Source organism: Chryseobacterium sp. CCNWLW53, from assembly GCF_037083525.1.
In the GTDB taxonomy this organism is placed as follows: domain Bacteria; phylum Bacteroidota; class Bacteroidia; order Flavobacteriales; family Weeksellaceae; genus Chryseobacterium; species Chryseobacterium lathyri.
In genome coordinates, this window is record NZ_JBAOJR010000001.1 from 74812 (window position 1) to 92766 (window position 17955).

Sequence of the window (17955 nt, forward strand, 5' to 3'; positions counted from 1 at the left end):
ACAAAGAGAATTTCGGTTAATGGAAGGTTAATGATGGGTTAATGCCAGCAAAAGGAAAGACTAAAGTTTTATCTTTGTTTTCATGATCACCAAAAGCAAATACCTCATCCCCCTTTTTGCAGCACTGTTCCTCTTCCTGCTGGGAATACAGGTATACTTTATGTACAAGACCTATCAGGTAAAAGAACGTGAAATTTACAGAACAGTTCATGAAAAAATATCGAGTTACACCGATAAGCTGGAAGATTTGGGTGGTATCAAAAACAAAACAGATGATAGCATCCAGAAAATTCTGATTAATTATCATGACAAAAAAGTCAGTAAAAAAGATTTTCTGGAATATTTTAGAAGGAATAGGAAAGAAAATGAGGCACGTTTAAATGACTATGTGGACAACAGCTTTAAGAAAGAAGGCTACAAAATTGCTACAAAAATTGAATATACCTCTATTGTGTATCTTCCGGACGGTTCCCACCTTATCGACCGTCCACTGGTTCTTTATGAAACCACCAATAAAGTGGTCAATCCGAGAATCTCCAATACAGGGACATGGGAAACTACTTCAACCTTCTCTGCTAAAGACGGTAAACCCGGCAGAAATGATTCTTTTTTGGTCAAAAGCAACACCGGATTTGAGATCTTAAACATCAAAACGATCATATTTAAAGAACTTGCTTTACTTACGATCTGCTGTGCAGCCATTCTTCTAAGTGTTCTTTTGCTTTATATCTTTACCGTAAAAAATTTAGCCCGCCAGCAGAAACAGGTCGAAGTTCTCCACACAGTTGTGGATAATATTTCGCACGAATTCAAAACTCCGATTGCCACTTTAAAGATCGCGTCGAAAGCTTTAAAAAAGGAATGGAATCCTGAAACCCTGCCACTCATCGACCGGCAGATCAGCCGCCTTGAAAACCTGATGTTCCAGCTTCATAAAGATGAGACCTCTGAAGAGGTTCTCTCCATAAAACCTGAAGATTGGAACTTTTTTGTGCAAGATCTCGCTTTCACTTATCCTGAGACAAATTTTGAATTGACCAACCAGATTTCGGAAGAACTTCTCTTTGATAAAAATTTCATGGAAACCATTATCAAAAACCTGTGTGAGAACAGTGTAAAATATGGAGCTTCTCAGGTAAAAGTAAACCTCAGCAAAAGTTCTCAAGATCTTAAAATAGAAGTGAGTGACAACGGTTGTGGTATAGAGAAAAATGAGCTGACTCATATTTTTGAAAAGTTTTACAGAATCCAGTCAAATAATATCCATAATACTAAAGGTCTGGGGCTAGGACTTTATTTTGTAAAAAATATCATTGCAAAATATCATGGTCACATAGACGTTTCCAGCCGCCTTAAAGCTGGAACCACCTTTAAAATATCTATTCCGTATGAAAACTAAGATCCTTTTAGCCGAAGACGATCCGGATTTTGGGATGATCCTGAAGCAGTACCTGGAACTGGAAGATTTTGAAGTGGCGTGGTTTCAGAACCCGGAAGACATTGTCAGCCTTTTAAGTACAGATTTCCCTTTTCACATTGGCATTCTGGACATCATGATGCCTTCCATCGACGGTTTTTCCTTAGCGAAAATGATCCTTAAGAAGAAAAACACTTTCCCCTTACTTTTCCTGACCGCCAAGAACCAGAAAATAGACCGCCTGATGGGACTAAAGATTGGTGCAGATGATTATATTGCCAAACCATGCGATCCGGAAGAGCTGGTTTTAAGGATCAAAAATATCCTTAAAAGAACGCAGCCGGCCGTTTCACCACAAATAAAGATCGGAAACTATTTTTTAGATACTGAAAAACTTCTGCTTTCCCATCCTGAGGGAAACGTTCGCCTTACGATCCGGGAACGTGAACTTCTTCTGTATCTTCTGAAATACAATGGCACGATGATCAAAAGGGATGACATTCTGGATAATCTCTGGGAAACCAATGACTATTTTACCGGAAGAAGCCTTGATGTTTTCATCAGCCGCCTGAGAAAATATTTCATGAATGATCCTCAAATAAAAATCCAATCCCTGAGAGGAATTGGATTTGAAGTTGATTTTCCGGTAAACTGATCAGGAATTAATAAGAAAGTTCCGCCAAGACCGGAAAGTGATCCGATGGATACAGCAGATTTTCTCTTCTGTCATTAATATGTCTTTGGGATTTTATTTTGAATCCTTTTACGAAAATATAATCGATTCTGTCTTTAGGGATTTCATTCACATTGAAAGCGGTAAAGGTTCCTTTCGGCCCGTAAGGTTTTGTTTCCGAATGATAAAAGCTGTCGTTTAAATTCTGGGAAAGGATTTTTATCGGCTCCGAATCCTCTGTTAAGTTAAAATCACCGCTTAAGGTTACGGGAAGATTTTTAGGATTCATCTCTTTGACCTTCTTCAAAATAAGTTCGGAAGATTTCACTCTTGCCACATTTCCGATATGATCAAAGTGTAGATTCATGGCCAGGAATTCTTTCTTGGATTTTTTATCTCTAAAAAAAGCATAGGTACAGATTCTATTAAGAGCCGCATCCCATCCTCTGGAAGGCTTTTCCGGTGTTTCCGAAAGCCAGAATGTCCCGGAATTTACCACCTGAAGCCTGTTTGTATCATAAAAAATAGCTGAGAACTCCCCTTTTTCCTTTCCGTCATCTCTTCCTACTCCAACATAATCGTAATTCTTAAGGCCGGCTTTAATATCTTTCATCTGCTCGGGAAGCGCTTCCTGAACGCCGAAATAATCGGGATGATAATAATTTAACAGATCTACAACATCCTGTTTTCTTTCTGTCCATGCATTTTCCTTATCTGATATAACCTGCAGCCTGATATTGAAACTCATCACTTTAAGATTCTGCGAAAATCCCAGTACAAAGAACAATAGGGATACGATTGAAAATCTGAAATTCATAATCTTATTTTTAAATTAGAATCACAAAAATAGAATATCCTGATTAGAGATAATAAAAGTTGGGGATATATTATTGTTAATTTTTGGAGGGAAGCCGGAAGAAGTAATTAAAGGTTGTTTTATACCTATTTAAATTTAATCATTCTTATCAATGAACCTAATTCTCGAACGAAGAACCAATAGAGCTTCCATCTTCAGACTTCCCTCTTCCTTCCAGTTCTTTTCCAAACAAAAAAAACGAAACTTCAGATTTATGAAGTTTCGGTTTTTATAAGGTTAATATACCATTTATTCTTTGGTAAATTTATATTCTCTTCCGGCCTGTTTAAAAACAAGTCCTTTTTTATCTTTGCTAAATACCAGCGTTATTCCGGCTTCATCAAAAGTAAACTGGTTGTTTCCTGCATATTCGAGAGGGAATTCCGGCTGGTTTCCTGCTTTGGCATACAGCTGGCCATTTTTATCTGTAAAGACCAGCTTGATAGGATCACTTGTAGTCCCATATGTTCCTGCAAACTCTTTCGTATTGATTTTTTCAACTGGTTTAGTCTGTGCTGTAGGCCAGATATTATTTTTCATATTAACATCTGGAACTATAGAATCCGGATCAAGCATTACTTCACTAATTTCTTTATTTGAATTGATGTTGAACAGCCATTCTGTATTGCGCTTCCAAACCTCAACAGGAATTTTTACGACCTGTTTGGTACCGTCTTTAAATTTCACCTGAACTGCTGTAGGCATCGGAAGCTGACCAAGATTTTCAACAGTGATCTGGGCACCGTTTTTAAAATCTTCGTTAATGTATTGTACATCTTTTACAGACTGATCGATCTTCCATTTATTGATAAACCATCCTCTCCAGAACCAGTTCAGTTCTTCTCCGGAAACATTTTCCATAGTGTGGAAGAAATCCCAGGGCGTAGGATGCTTGAAAGCCCACCGGTTAATATAGGTTTTGAATGCTTTATCAAATTTTTCAGGACCTAAAATTGTCTCTCTTAAAATCTGCAGCCCCATCCCCGGCTTGAAGTAAGCCAAAACTCCTATGCTCCTTTCCTTCATATTATCCGGACCTACCATAACGGGTTCAATATTATCGCCCATCATAAAGGCTCCACTTTTGGCAATATCTTTCTTCCTGTAGTATTCTCCGTTGTTAAAAGCTTTTGTAGATAAATCATTGATAAAGGTATTGAAGCCCTCATCCATCCATGCAAACAGTCTTTCATTGGAACCTACGATCATCGGGAACCAGTTGTGCCCGAATTCGTGATCCGTAACTCCCCAAAGGTCTTCACCTGCGGAATCCATATGACAGAATACAATTCCGGGATACTCCATTCCGCCTTCATTTCCTGCCACATTGGTTGCTGCCGGATAGGTATATTCATACCATTTCTGGGAATAATGCTCAATAGCCGCTTTTGTATATTCCGTAGATCTCCCCCACGCTTTTTCCCCTGCACTTTCTGTAGGATAAGCTGATATGGCAACAGATTTTTTACCACTGGGAAGGTTTATTTTTGCAGCATCCAGAATAAATGCCGGTGACGAAGCCCATGCAAAATCGCGGGTCTGGTCAATTTTAAATTTCCATGTTTTTGTCCCTGAAGCCTGATTTTTCCCGATTTCGGATTCCGGACGGATCATAACTGTTTTATCACTGTTCCTCGCCTGCTCCCAACGGTTATTTTCTTCTTTGCTGTATACTTCTTTATAGTTCAGAAGCTCTCCGGATGCCACTACATAATGATTGGCCGGAACTGTAATATTAGCGGAAATATGACCATATTCCAGATAAAATTCTGACGCTCCAATATAAGGAAGAGTATTCCAGCCCATTACATCATCGTACACACACATCCTTGGATACCATTGAGCGACCGTAAATATTTTACCGTTTTTAGTATTTTGAACTCCCATTCTGTCTGACCCGTATTCCGGGGAAGTAAAGGAATATTCAATTTTTATTTTAGCAATACCGCCTTTAGCTTTCAGTTCTTTAGGAAGATCGATCTGCATTCTGGTATCGGTAATCGTGTATTTTACATCTTTATCATCAAGCTTTACAGATTTAATTTTATAGCCTCCATCCAGTTCTTCACCGTGAGCCCCGTTTCTGCTTCCTGATGGCGGAACAACGGCATTCCCTCGGGAATCTTTTGAGAATAAATTTTGGTCAAGCTGCAGCCATAAGAAACCTAACTGGTCGGGACTGTTATTGGTATAGGTAATTTCAGCCGTCCCGGCAATTTCATTTTTTACATCGTTAAGACTTACATTCAGATCATAATCTGCCGAGTTCTGCCAGTAAGCATGCCCCGGCTGTCCACTTGCAGAACGGGTTTCTGTACCGGTTTGGGGATAAAAGAAAGGCTTGAATGCTTCTACATAACTGTATTTCGGACTCTCCTGTGCTAAAGCAGATCCTGAGAACAAGAAGACTGCCGCTGCTGCGATAAGGCTTGGAAGTTTATAATTCATTGGAATAAGTTATACTATTTCTGTGATAAGTTATAAAAAAACCCGGAATCGTTACAAATCCGGGCCATTTTTATAAAAATTTTAATTAGTTTGTTTTTTTTGCTTTAATCATCGCTTCCAGTGCATCCCACATTTCTTTTGGAATATCTTCAAGCATATTAAATTCTCCAGCTCCCTGAAGCCATTCTCCACCATCTATGGTCACCACTTCCCCATTCATATAAGCAGAATAATCTGAAACCAGATAAGCAGCCAGGTTAGCCAGCTCCTGATGCTCTCCTACTCTTCTTAAAGGAACTTTTTTTCTCATATCGAATTTTTCCTGAAGGTCTCCAGGAAGAAGTCTGTCCCATGCTCCCTTAGTTGGAAAAGGTCCCGGCGCAATTGCGTTGAAGCGGATCCCGTATTTCGCCCACTCTACCGCTAAAGATCTGGTCATTGCCAGAACTCCTGCTTTGGCACACGCTGAAGGAACCACGTAAGCAGATCCAGTCCATGCATAGGTTGTTACAATATTTAAAACAGTCCCCGGACTTTTGGAATCGATCCAATGTTTTCCGATAGAAAGAGTACAGTTCTTCGTTCCTTTTAAAACAATATCCAAAATAGAATCAAAAGCTGAATGTGTTAATCTTTCCGTCGGAGAAATGAAGTTTCCGGCTGCATTATTCAACAGAATATCAATTCTTCCGAATTCTTTCAACGCAGCTTCTTTCATAGCTTCCACCTCATCCCAGTTTCTCACGTCACAAGCAACACACAGGACTTTTCCGCCAGTCTCCTCTTCCAGTTCTTTTGCCGTTCCCTGTAATTTTTCCAGATTACGGGAAGTGATCACCACTTTTGCTCCCAGTTCCAGAAAATATTTGGTCATTGCTTTTCCAAGGCCGCTTCCGCCTCCGGTTACAATCGCTACTTTATCCTGTAATGCGCCTTCGCGCAACATTGGCTGTGTATATAAATTCATATGATCTTATTTTTTCCTAAAAATACTAAATATTGAATGGATGCCATTGAAAATAATGGGATAAATAATAATGTTATAAATAGTTATTATACTGCTATGTTCAAAATTATAAAAAAATAACCATGTAAAGAATTACATGGTTATTTCTATAATGGCTGGCTGTAAAATTCTATTATGAAACTACTCCTTTGAAAGAAAGTGTTTTCGGGGTTTTGCTATCGCTTGTGGTAACACTCACTGTTTTCATGAATGCCCCTTTGCTCGCTGCATTATAACTTGCTTCTACAAATCCTTTTTTTCCAGGAAGAATGGGTGTTTTAGTATAATCTGCTGTTGTGCATCCGCATGAAGGAGCTACATTTTCAATAACTATAGGCTTTGAAGAGGTATTTGTAAATTCAAATCTGATCAGCTTAGGTTTTCCCTGAGGAATGGTTCCTACGTCTATAGATTCTGATTTCCATTTAATAGCATCTGCAATAGTCTTTACTATAGAATTGCTTTCAACAGGAAATACATTGGCATAAAATGGGGAGAATGCCAAAACTACTAAAAGGGCTGTAATTTTTAATTTTTTCATGAGTATAAATTTTAAGAGTTATAAAATTAAAATAGTCTGTTATTATCTTTTGATATAGCAAATGTAAAGCGGATTGACCATACAACTTGTTAATTGCTATCAAACATTTGTTAACGAGTTGTTAATGATAAAAAATTAATAGATATTTTTGGATAATATTGCTCCAGGAAATGGAAATTAAAAAACTCAATATTATTATAACGCTCGGATTCTTTGCTATCATCGGAATTATGACGGCACAGCTTTTATGGACCCGGCAGGCTTATAATCTTGAAGATAAAAAATTTAACCAGAAGGTTAATATCGCTTTACTGGAAGTTGTGGAAAAATTATCCGGAGGAAAAACTTCTTTTACCGAAAATCCTGTACAGAACATTTCTAATGATTATTATGTAGTTAATATTAATAATGAATTTCATCCTGCAGTTCTCGAGCATTATCTGAGAACAGAATTTACCCGTTTCCAAATCAATACAGATTATGTGTATGCCCTGTACAATTGCCACAGCGACAAAATGATTTATGGAAAATATATGTCGAAAAACCAGGAAGCCCCTAGTGATAAGGTTATTAATTTTCCAAAACATAAAAACCTGATCTATTATTTTTCAATCCGTTTTCCTGACAAAACAACCTATCTGATCAGTTCATTGCGGTTTTGGTACTTGCTTACACTGGCACTTTTCATCATCCTTCTTGTTTATGTTTATTCTATATACACGATTATTCAGCAAAAAAAATTCTCAGAACTGCAGAGGGATTTCATCAATAATATGACCCATGAATTCAAAACCCCTTTATCTTCAATACTCTTAGCATCAGAAGCTTTGAATAAGTATAATATGATACAGGAAAATCCCAAACTGGAAGCCTACACTTCCATCATTATCAATCAAAGCTACAAACTCAATAATCACATTGAAAAAATATTAAATATTGCGAAAAATGATGCTTCAGGACTGTCATTAAAGCCTCAGAAAATAGTACTGCTCCCATTTATCCGGGAAATTGCAGATACCCTACAGCAAAAGAATGAAAACCTCACACTCCATATAGAAATTGAAGATAACCCTTCAATTATTGCAGACGAATTTCACTTTACAAATATCATTTATAACATTTTGGATAACTCTGTTAAATATTGTGATACAAAGCCCGATATTACCATTTCATCGAATAAAGATTCAAAAGGTTTATATTTAAAGTTTAAAGATAACGGAATGGGGATTCCTGCTAAAAATATCCCTCATATTTTTGATAAGTTTTACAGGGTCAGCACAAAAAAAAATGATGAAGTCAACGGTTTTGGGCTAGGCCTATTTTATGTAAAAAAAATTGTCCAGCAGCATCAATGGAAAATTTCTGTTGAGAATAATCCGGACAAGGGAATTACCGTCACTCTGTTTTTTCCGTTTAATTTTAATAATGTAAGTAATGGAAAAATCTAAAATTTTATATGCAGAAGATGATAAAACTATAGCCTTCCTCATCCAGGACAGCCTGGAAAGCTATTATGACATAGATCATTATCCGGATGGAAAATCCGCTCTTGAGGCCTTCAACAGCCAAAATTTTGACATCTGCCTGCTGGATATTATGATGCCTGAGCTCAACGGATTTGAGCTGGCACAGCACATTCGTACTAACAACTCTGAAATTCCTATTATTTTTATTTCTGCAAAAGCCTTGAAAGAAGATAGAATCAAAGGACTCAAGATAGGCGCTGATGATTATCTGGTAAAACCGTTCAGTATAGAAGAATTAATTTTAAAGATTGAAGTTTTCCTGAAACGCAGCAGAAAAGCTGATATCTCTCCGCTAAAACACAAGGTGGGAAAATATTATTTTGACCCTAAGAACTACACTCTGCAGGATACAGGAAATACCATTACCCTTACACAAAGAGAATCTGATCTGCTCTTATATTTTATCCTTCACAAAAATACAGTTGTTAAAAGACAGGACATACTGAAAGCAATCTGGGGAGATGATGACTATTTTATGGGCCGAAGTCTGGATGTATTTATTTCCAGATTACGAAAGGTATTTGCTGACGAACACAATATAATCATTGAAAATCTACATGGAATTGGTTTCCGGTTTTCTGAAAAATAAATTAAATATACATTTGTCTTACCTATGTAAACCAAGTGCCTTTATTTATCTTTAAATAAGCAGATTGCTTTCCAAAAATATTGGTCTATCCTTATGATAATTAAACGCAAAGCAATACAAAGATTTGTAAATTATTCTTTGATTTTGATTATTTTTATCATTCGAAAATTTACTTATTCATGAAAAATTCGGGAACTTCTGTTTTTCTATTATTTTTATTATTTAGTTTAAATTTTAAAGCTCAACAATTCGAAAAGCTCTATCAATATGTAAATCCATTAATAGGAACCGAAAAAATGGGTCATACCTACCCCGGAGCTACCGTTCCTTTCGGAGCCGTACAGCTGAGTCCGGAAACTGATACGATTTCGTATGAGCTTAATGGAAAATACAACGGCGAGGTTTATAAATACTGCGCGGGATACCGTTATGAAGACAAAACCATTGTAGGTTTCAGTTCTACCCATTTCAGCGGAACCGGACATTCTGACCTCGGAGATTTTCTAATCATGCCAACCGTTGGGAAACTGCAGCTAAACCCTGGAACAGCCTCCAATCCTGAAAATGGCTACCGAAGTAGATTCTCCCATCAAAACGAAAAAGCTGAAGCCGGATATTACAAAGTAAAGCTGGATGATCATAATATTCTTGCAGAACTGACCGCCTCCACAAGAACCGGAGTTCACCGGTATACCTTCCCAAAATCTGATCAGGCCCATATCATTTTAGACCTTACCGCAGGAATTTATAATTATGAAGGCAAAAATGTATGGACTTACGTACGTGTAGAAAATAACGGTACGGTGACGGGCTACCGCCAGACCAATGGCTGGGCAAGAACCAGAACGGTTTATTTCGCGATGAAATTTTCAAAGCCTTTTAAATCATACGGGCAGAAAAACTTTGACGGGCCACAGGTGTACAAAGGCTTCTGGAGAAAATTCGATCAGAATAAAAACTTTCCTGAGATTGCCGGCAAAAACCTGAAAATGTATTTTGATTTCGATACTCAAGAGAACGAAGCTGTCGAAGTAAAGCTGGCCATTTCTCCCGTAAGCCAGACCAATGCATTAGAAAACCTTGAAAAAGAAACCGGAAACCTGTCATTTGATCAGGTAAAGGCAAAAGCCCAGGAAAACTGGAATAAAGAACTTAATAAAATTGTCATCAAAGGTTCCGAAACAGAAAAAATGAACTTTTATACAGCAATGTATCACACTTTTATCAGCCCTACCACTTACATGGATATCAATGGGGAATATAAAGGTTTAGATCAGAATATCCACAAGGCAGAAGGTTTTACCAACTATACCACTTTCTCCATCTGGGATACGTATCGCGCTCTTCATCCCTTCTTTAATATCATCCAGCCTAAACGGAATAATGATATGGTAAAATCGATGATGGCTCATTATGATCAGTTCTCCATGAAAATGCTTCCGATATGGTCCCATTATGCCAACGACAACTGGTGTATGAGTGGCTATCACAGTGTAAGTGTAGCAGCCGATGCGGTGATCAAAGGAAATTATAACGGCGATCCCAAAGAAGTATTGAAAGCATGCATTGCAACAGCTAATAAAAGAGATTATGAAGGCATCGGATATTATATAGATATGGGGTATATTCCGGCTGAAAAAAACGGAACTTCAGTTTCCAATACCCTGGAATATGCTTATGATGACTGGGCGATTGCCCAACTCGCAAAACATGTAGGCGAAACAGGAATTTATAATCAATTCATCAAACGTTCTGAAAACTGGAAAAATAATTTCGATCCTAAAGCAGGTTTCATGCGTCCCCGGTTAGCAGACGGCAGCTTTAAAAAAGATTTTAATGCGCTGAGTACTCACGGGCAGGGCTTCATTGAAGGAAATTCCTGGAACTACAGCTTTTTTGTTCCTCAAAATCCGGATGAATTAATGAAAATGATGGGCGGAAAGAAAAAATTCGCTTCAAAATTAGATGAGCTGTTCACAATGCATCTTCCCGACGAGTTTTTCGCAGACACGGAAGATATTACAAGAGAAGGAATTATCGGCGGTTATGTTCACGGAAACGAGCCGGCTCATCACGTTGCCTATTTTTACAACTGGGCTGGACAGCCCTGGAAAACCCAGGCTCAGATCCGCCGTATTCTAGAAATGCAATACAAAGCTACACCGGATGGACTTGGTGGAAATGATGATGCAGGACAGATGAGTGCATGGTATATTTTAAGCTCGCTCGGATTTTACCCTGTAGCACCCGGTTCTGAAGATTATGCGATTGGAAGTCCGGCTGTGGACCATGCAGTTCTGAATTTGGAAAACGGTAAAACGTTTGAAATTGAAGCCGTTAATCAGAGTTCAAAAAACGTGTATGTTGAAAAAATTCTGCTCAATGGCAAAGAAATAAAAAACTTCACACTGAAACATTCTGAAATTATGAATGGTGGAAAGTTGAGTTTTTATATGAGTGCTAAGGCTGGAAAATAATCCTTGCAAAATTTTGAACCTTAGGATTAATAAAAGTGTCATCCGTAATTTGCATACGATAATCATCATTTTGCATACATCGGCCTGCTAATTTCTGCTGAATTTTGTCATGTTAAAAATCAACAGAATATGAACAAAATAAAATTAGGAAATCAAGGGCTACACGTTCCGAATATCGGTTTGGGATGTATGGGCATGACAGGTTTTGAAGATGCCAATATGTATGGTAAGGCCGATGAAAAGGAAGCAATTGCAACCATTCACCGTTCTTTGGAATTGGGTGGGAATTTTCTGGACACGGCTGATTTGTATGGCCCATTTAAAAATGAACAGCTTATTGCAAAAGCCATTGGAACAGATCGTAACAAATACATCATTGCCACAAAATTTGGCTGGGAAATCGATGATAATGATAAGGTGACCTGGGCGATTAACGGAAGCAAAAATTATGTAAAAAAAGCAGTCGAGCGCTCACTTAAAAATCTTAAAACAGATTATATAGATCTTTATTACATGCACCGTTTGGATAAAAATACTCCGATTGAGGAAACGGTGGGGGCAATGAGCGATCTTGTGAAAGAAGGAAAAGTTGGCTATATCGGTTTGTCGGAAGTATCTTCAGAAACGGTAAAAAAAGCACATGCAGTTCATCCGATTACTGCTGTACAGAGTGAATTTTCTTTATTTGAAAGAACAGTAGAAGAAAAAGGTGTAATCAAAACTTTAAATGAATTGGCCATCGGTTTTGTGGCATATTCACCTTTGGGACGAGGGTTTTTATCCGGACAGATCCGTTCTGTTGATGATTTACCCGAAAATGATTTCCGTAGAGGAATTCCCCGTTTTCAGGAGCAACATTTTCATAAAAATCTTGAATTGGTGGAAGCCATTGAAAACCTTGCGAAAGAAAAGAATGTTACATCAACTCAATTGGCATTGGCATGGATCATCAGCAAAGGGATTGTACCGATTCCGGGAACTAAGCGCAGAAAATATCTTGAGCAAAATATTGAAGCTGGTACAATTGTTTTAAATGAAGCCGAACTTCAAAGAATAGAAAACATCGTACCTTTAGGAACAGATACAGGTGCTCCTTATGACGAATTCAGTATGGGACTTTTAGATTATTAAACTATAATTTACACTGATGAATACAATTTCTTCGATTTCAGCATTTCACCGGTTACTTTCGTTGCCTGAACCAAAGCATCCTTTAGTAAGTGTTATCAATTTATCCGAAAGTATTTTTTTGGAAGATGAAGTCTGGAAGGGTTTTGTTAACAGATTTTATTGTGTGGCTTTAAAAAGAGAAGTGAAAGGAAAAATAAGATACGGACAGCAGCATTATGATTATGACAAAGGAGTCTTAAGCTTTACAGCGCCCAATCAAGTCCATTATTTAGATTTGCAGAATATGGAATGTGGTTCAGGATACTTATTAATTTTCCATGAAGATTTTTTACTGAAACATCCTTTGGCAAATACAATTTCAGGTTTCGGCTTTTTCTCTTATGCTGTGAATGAAGCATTACATTTATCTGAAGATGAAGAAAATAATTTGATCGAAATTTTACAGAAAATCGATGAAGAATGTCAGTATATCGACAGACATACACAGGAAATTATTTTATCTCAAATTGAGCTGCTTCTCAGCTATTCCAACCGTTTTTACGAGCGACAGTTTATCACCCGGAAAAATAATAATCATCAGTTATTGGTAAAATTTGAGCGTTTTCTGAATAATTATTTTGATGATGAACAATCAGCAGAAAAGGGACTTTTAACCGTACATCAGATTGCAGAATCGATGAATCTTTCTCCCAATTATCTGAGTGATTTTCTGAGAATTCATACCGGACAGAATACACAGCAGCATATTCATGAAAAGCTGATTAATAAAGCAAAAGAAAAGCTTTCAAACACCGATCTTTCTGTAAGTGAGATTGCTTATATTTTAGGTTTTGAACATTCTCAATCTTTTAGTACACTTTTTAAAAAGAAAACCAAAATGTCGCCTTTGGAATTCCGACAATCTTTTAATTAAATTTAATTTCAAAGAATAAACTCTCACAGATAGAACGAATTCAGCAGATGATTGCATTAAGAAATCTACTTTATCTGCAAAATCTGCGAGAGAAAAAAACATAAAAAGACTGCTGGTTTGCAGTCTTTTTATGAATAAGTTTTGGCTAAAGCCACTTTGACTTTTCAAATTAAAAAAACGGGCTAAAGCCCGTTCCTATTTATAATTATTGTGAAAATTTTATTTCAATTTATTCCTGAACTTCAAAAAGCAATCGCTCCCCTAACTTTTCTTCCGTGATCTTTCCATAATCATAGGCAAGATGCCCATTAACAAAAGTCTGCGTCACTTTAGAGTGTAAATTCATTCCTTCCAGCGGGCTCCAACCACATTTGTAAAGAAGATTGTCTTTAGCTACAGTCCAGTCCGCATTTAAATCAACCAAAACAAGATCTGCTTTATATCCTTCTCTTACAAAACCTCTTTTCTCAATTCTGAAAAGTATTGCCGGATTGTGGCACATCTTTTCAACAATCTTTTCCAAAGAAATTTTTCCGGAGTGATAATTTTCCAGCATTACCGGTAACGAATGCTGTACCAAAGGTGCACCGGAAGGACATTTTGTATATACATTCTGTTTTTCTTCCCAGGTATGAGGGGCGTGATCCGTGGCAATGACATCTATTCTGTCATCCAGCAATGCTTCCCAAAGTCCGTCTTTATCTTTTTGAGTTTTTACTGCCGGGTTCCATTTAATTAATCCCCCTTTTGTTTCATAATCTTCATTGGTAAATGTAAGGTGATGGACACACACCTCAGCTGTAATTTTTTTATCTTTTAAAGGAATATCATTTCTGAACAGCTCCATCTCTTTTGCTGTTGAAAGATGGAATACGTGAAGTCTTGCTCCTGTTTTTTCCGCCAATTCAATTGCTTTGGAAGAAGATTTATAACACGCTTCCTCACTTCTGATCAGGTGATGGAATTTTACAGGAATATCCTCCCCGTATTCGTCAATATATTTCTGGGTATTGGCTTTGATTGTCGCTTCATCTTCACAGTGAACAGCAATCAGCATTTTTGTGCTTCCAAAGATATTCTCCAGTGTTTCAGGATTGTCTACGAGCATATTTCCCGTAGAAGAACCTAAAAATAATTTAATCCCCGGAACATTTCTGGGATTTGTTTTTAAAACTTCCTCCAGGTTATCATTTGTTCCGCCCATCATAAAACCATAGTTAGCGTATGCTTTTTGAGCCCCGATTTCATACTTATCTGCCAATAATTCCTGAGTAACAGCATTAGGAACTGTATTTGGCTGGTCTATAAAGCTTGTAACTCCTCCGGCAATGGCAGCTCTGGATTCAGTTTCAATATCTCCTTTGTGCGTCAGTCCCGGATCCCTGAAATGAACCTGATCGTCTATTACGCCTGGCAGAAGATATTTTCCGGAACCGTCAATGATCCGATCTGCTCCCTCAGAAATATTGGGGTTTATTTTAGAAATCAGGTCATTTTCTATTAAGATATCGCTTTCGAAGATCTTACCTTCGTTCACAATCTTTACATTCTTGATTAGGGTCTTCATTTTTAGTTTAGAAATTAGATGTTAGAAGTTAGAGATGTCAGAAAATTTTTAAGTCAGAAAATTATAAGTGATTGGTAAACTGCAATCACTAATTTCTAACTTCTAATATCTAACATCTACAAAAAACAAAATTAAGGTTTATGAATGAATTTTAATGTCGCTGATTATAAATCAATTTCTAAATATTTACATTTGCATAAAAATTTCACACATTGAAAAAACTTCTCAACGAGACAATTATATATGGAATTGGGGCCATTATGCCGAGGATAATTGTAGTATTGCTTAATTATTTGTTCATTAAAAATATCAACAACAGCGATTTTGCAATATTTACCAATCTTTACGCATTAATTTCATTTGTAAACATTGTTCTTTCCTTTGGCTTTGAAACTGCCTACTTCAGATTCTCATCTGATAAGGATAATGAGCAGAAAGTTTTCAACACATCATTTTGGTTTTTGACAGGACTATCAACTGTTTTTTTAATCCTCGTTTTACTGTTTAATCAACCAATTGCCAATGTTTTCGGATATGAAAAAACGCCTGAATTTATCAAATGGTTTGCATGGATTGCTTTCTTTGATAACCTTCTCGTTATTCCTCTGGCGTGGTTCAGGTTTCATAATAAACCCATAAAATATACTGCTATCCGAGTGATACAGGCTGTTTTCCAGAGTATTTTCGCAATTGCGTTATTCCTTTATATTCCGCAGGAATTTTCATTTAAATTAGGTTTAAAAGAAAAAGTTGCCTACCCTTTCTTCAGTAATTTAGCTGCAAGTGGTTTAGGATTTTTACTTGTATTACCCATTATTTTAAAGGTGAAGTTTCAGTTTTCAAGAGACCTCTTCCTTCAAATGATTAAGTATTCCTGGCCGGTAATGATAGCAGGGTTAGCCTTCATGGTGAATGAAAACTTTGATAAGTTTATTCAGAAATTTATCATTAATGATGCTGAAGCGGGAGCTTATGGAGGCTGCTATAAAATGGCTGTTCTTATGACTCTTTTTGTTACGGCCTACAGAATGGGAATTGAGCCTTTCTTCTTTAAACAAATGCAGAATGAAAATGCTAAACTCACGTATGCAAAAGTCACTGAATACTTTTCGTTTTTTGCGTCCGTAGTTGCTTTAGGAATTATTGCCAATGTTTCATGGATAAAACTGTTATTAGTTCCCAATAGCAGTTATTGGATTGCTATCAATATCATTCCCATCATTGTAATTGCCAATTTATTCTTCGGAATTTATTATAATCTTTCTACTTGGTATAAAGTAACGGACAGAACAAGAGTTGGAACTTATATTTCCTGGACCGGTGCAGTTATTACTATTGCTTTAAATTTTTTATTTCTAAAAAAATATGGTTTCATGGTATCTGCCTGGGTAACTCTGGCCGCTTATTTTATCATGATGGTTCTTTCCTATTTTTTAGGCCAAAAATACTACCCTATTCCTTACAGAATGAAAAAAATATCATTTTTCATTATCCTGTTAGCGGTTTTCAGTTATATAATTGTGGAATTATTCGATTACAATTTCTGGATCGGAAACCTTTTATTCCTTATTTATGCAGGTATCCTGATATATTCAGAAAAAGATCTGCTGTTATCAAGAATCAGGAAAAACTAATTTATGGCCTCTAATTTGATACTATTGAGTTCTTTTAAAAAAATTAAACAGAAGATTAATAAAGATGATAATTATTACGATCAGCAATGATTTTAATGATTATCTTTAGCCTAATCAAAATAACAAAATAATAAATAAACATTGTCATATCATTTATGAAAATAATTGTTCCTATGGCTGGACGTGGTTCCAGATTACGTCCACATACACTGACAGTTCCAAAACCTCTTATCCCGATTGCTGGGAAACCCATCGTACAAAGACTGGTAGAAGATATTGCTAAGGTGGCAGGTGAAAAAATTGAAGAAGTAGCATTTATCATCGGGGATTTCGGGCCGGAGATTGAAAAATCTCTTCTTCAGATAGCCGAAAAACTGGGAGCAAAAGGCAGTATATATTACCAGAATGACCCACTTGGAACAGCACATGCTATTAAATGTGCAGAGGACTCTATGCAGGGAGATGTGGTAATTGCTTTTGCAGATACTCTTTTCCGTGCAGATTTCCAGCTGGATAAAAATTCGGATGGGGTGATCTGGGTAAAAAGCGTTGAAGATCCTTCAGCTTTCGGAGTGGTAAAATTAGATAATTACGGTTTTATTACCGACTTTGTTGAAAAACCTCAAACTTTCGTTTCAGATCTTGCTATTATCGGTATTTATTACTTCAACAGTGCTGAAAAACTGATGAACGAGATCAATTATATTATGGATAATAATATAAAAAACGGTGGCGAATACCAGTTGACAACAGCATTGGAAAACCTTAGAGCAAAAGGAGCAAAATTCACTTTAGGAAAAGTGAATGACTGGATGGACTGCGGAAACAAAAATGCTACCGTAGAAACCAACAGCAAAATCCTTGAGTATGAAAGAGAAGCAATGCTTAACCATCCTGCATCAGCAGTTATTGAGAATTCATTAATCATTCAGCCTTGTTTTATCGGTGAAAACGTACAAATTTCCAACTCAAAGATTGGTCCCGGCGTTTCACTGGGAAATAATACGATCATCGTCAATTCCAATATTGAAAATTCTCTGATCCAGGAAAACACAAGAATCAACCACGGGAATCTTTCCAACTCAATGATTGGAAATTCTGCGCAGTACTTTGGAGTTTCCAGAGAGATCTCTTTGGGTGACTACTCAGTTTTAGATTTTTTATCTAAATAAGATCA

The 17955-nt window shown here is 36.9% G+C and carries 14 protein-coding genes; 9 read left to right on the forward strand and 5 right to left on the reverse strand.

The features are described from left to right. Positions 1 to 82 precede the first annotated feature (82 nt). Together V6R96_RS00365 and V6R96_RS00370 are read left to right on the forward strand one after the other, a co-directional pair. Complete coding sequence (locus tag V6R96_RS00365; RefSeq protein WP_336377669.1) at positions 83 to 1399, forward strand: HAMP domain-containing sensor histidine kinase; 1317 nt, start codon at positions 83 to 85, stop codon at positions 1397 to 1399. Beyond that, positions 1389 to 2072: a response regulator transcription factor gene (locus V6R96_RS00370; RefSeq protein WP_336377670.1), complete on the forward strand. Its 684-nt coding sequence runs from the start codon at positions 1389 to 1391 to the stop codon at positions 2070 to 2072. The genes V6R96_RS00365 and V6R96_RS00370 overlap by 11 nt, the downstream gene beginning before the upstream one ends. Before the next feature lie 7 nt (positions 2073 to 2079). On the opposite strand, the gene V6R96_RS00375 is transcribed toward V6R96_RS00370, so the two are convergent. The 4 genes from V6R96_RS00375 to V6R96_RS00390 all read right to left on the reverse strand — a co-directional run bounded on the left by V6R96_RS00375 (position 2080) and on the right by V6R96_RS00390 (position 6941). Further along, a complete protein-coding gene (locus V6R96_RS00375) occupies positions 2080 to 2907 on the reverse strand; it encodes an endonuclease/exonuclease/phosphatase family protein (protein WP_336377671.1) in 828 nt (275 codons plus the stop codon). Positions 2908 to 3195: 288 nt separating this feature from the next. Further along, complete coding sequence (locus V6R96_RS00380; RefSeq protein ID WP_336377672.1) at positions 3196 to 5394, reverse strand: M1 family metallopeptidase; 2199 nt, start codon at positions 5392 to 5394, stop codon at positions 3196 to 3198. Between the two features lie 85 nt (positions 5395 to 5479). Continuing rightward, positions 5480 to 6361 carry an SDR family oxidoreductase gene (locus V6R96_RS00385; RefSeq protein ID WP_034703011.1) on the reverse strand — a complete coding sequence of 294 codons (882 nt, stop codon included), beginning with the start codon at positions 6359 to 6361 and terminating at the stop codon, positions 5480 to 5482. 172 nt (positions 6362 to 6533) lie between these two features. Continuing rightward, complete coding sequence (locus V6R96_RS00390; RefSeq protein WP_336377673.1) at positions 6534 to 6941, reverse strand: DUF1573 domain-containing protein; 408 nt, start codon at positions 6939 to 6941, stop codon at positions 6534 to 6536. Positions 6942 to 7111: 170 nt separating this feature from the next. Between V6R96_RS00390 and V6R96_RS00395 the strand changes: the two genes are divergently transcribed. The 5 genes from V6R96_RS00395 (at position 7112) to V6R96_RS00415 (ending at position 13577) form a co-directional block, all read left to right on the forward strand. After that, complete coding sequence (locus tag V6R96_RS00395) at positions 7112 to 8389, forward strand: HAMP domain-containing sensor histidine kinase (protein WP_336377674.1); 1278 nt, start codon at positions 7112 to 7114, stop codon at positions 8387 to 8389. Then, a complete protein-coding gene (locus V6R96_RS00400) occupies positions 8376 to 9056 on the forward strand; it encodes a response regulator transcription factor (RefSeq protein WP_111957267.1) in 681 nt (226 codons plus the stop codon). The genes V6R96_RS00395 and V6R96_RS00400 overlap by 14 nt, the downstream gene beginning before the upstream one ends. A gap of 179 nt (positions 9057 to 9235) precedes the next feature. Beyond that, on the forward strand, positions 9236 to 11533 hold the full coding sequence (locus V6R96_RS00405) for a GH92 family glycosyl hydrolase (protein ID WP_336377675.1): 2298 nt from the start codon (positions 9236 to 9238) through the stop codon (positions 11531 to 11533). Between the two features lie 129 nt (positions 11534 to 11662). Next, on the forward strand, positions 11663 to 12664 hold the full coding sequence (locus V6R96_RS00410; RefSeq protein ID WP_336377676.1) for an aldo/keto reductase: 1002 nt from the start codon (positions 11663 to 11665) through the stop codon (positions 12662 to 12664). Positions 12665 to 12680: 16 nt separating this feature from the next. Continuing rightward, entirely contained in the window at positions 12681 to 13577 is an 897-nt protein-coding gene (locus V6R96_RS00415; RefSeq protein WP_111957261.1) for an AraC family transcriptional regulator, read from the forward strand. Between the two features lie 229 nt (positions 13578 to 13806). Here the strand turns inward: V6R96_RS00415 and V6R96_RS00420 are convergent, their stop codons facing one another. After that, positions 13807 to 15144, reverse strand: coding sequence for a dihydroorotase (locus tag V6R96_RS00420; protein WP_336377677.1), 1338 nt, complete (start codon positions 15142 to 15144; stop codon positions 13807 to 13809). 212 nt (positions 15145 to 15356) lie between these two features. On the opposite strand from V6R96_RS00420, the gene V6R96_RS00425 reads away from it, so the two are divergent. Both V6R96_RS00425 and V6R96_RS00430 read left to right on the forward strand, forming a co-directional pair. Next, the gene (locus V6R96_RS00425; RefSeq protein ID WP_111957259.1) at positions 15357 to 16778 is read left to right on the forward strand and encodes a lipopolysaccharide biosynthesis protein; all 1422 of its coding nucleotides are present in this window, start codon (positions 15357 to 15359) and stop codon (positions 16776 to 16778) included. Between the two features lie 155 nt (positions 16779 to 16933). Then, a complete protein-coding gene (locus V6R96_RS00430) occupies positions 16934 to 17950 on the forward strand; it encodes a sugar phosphate nucleotidyltransferase (RefSeq protein ID WP_111957258.1) in 1017 nt (338 codons plus the stop codon). Positions 17951 to 17955 lie beyond the last annotated feature (5 nt).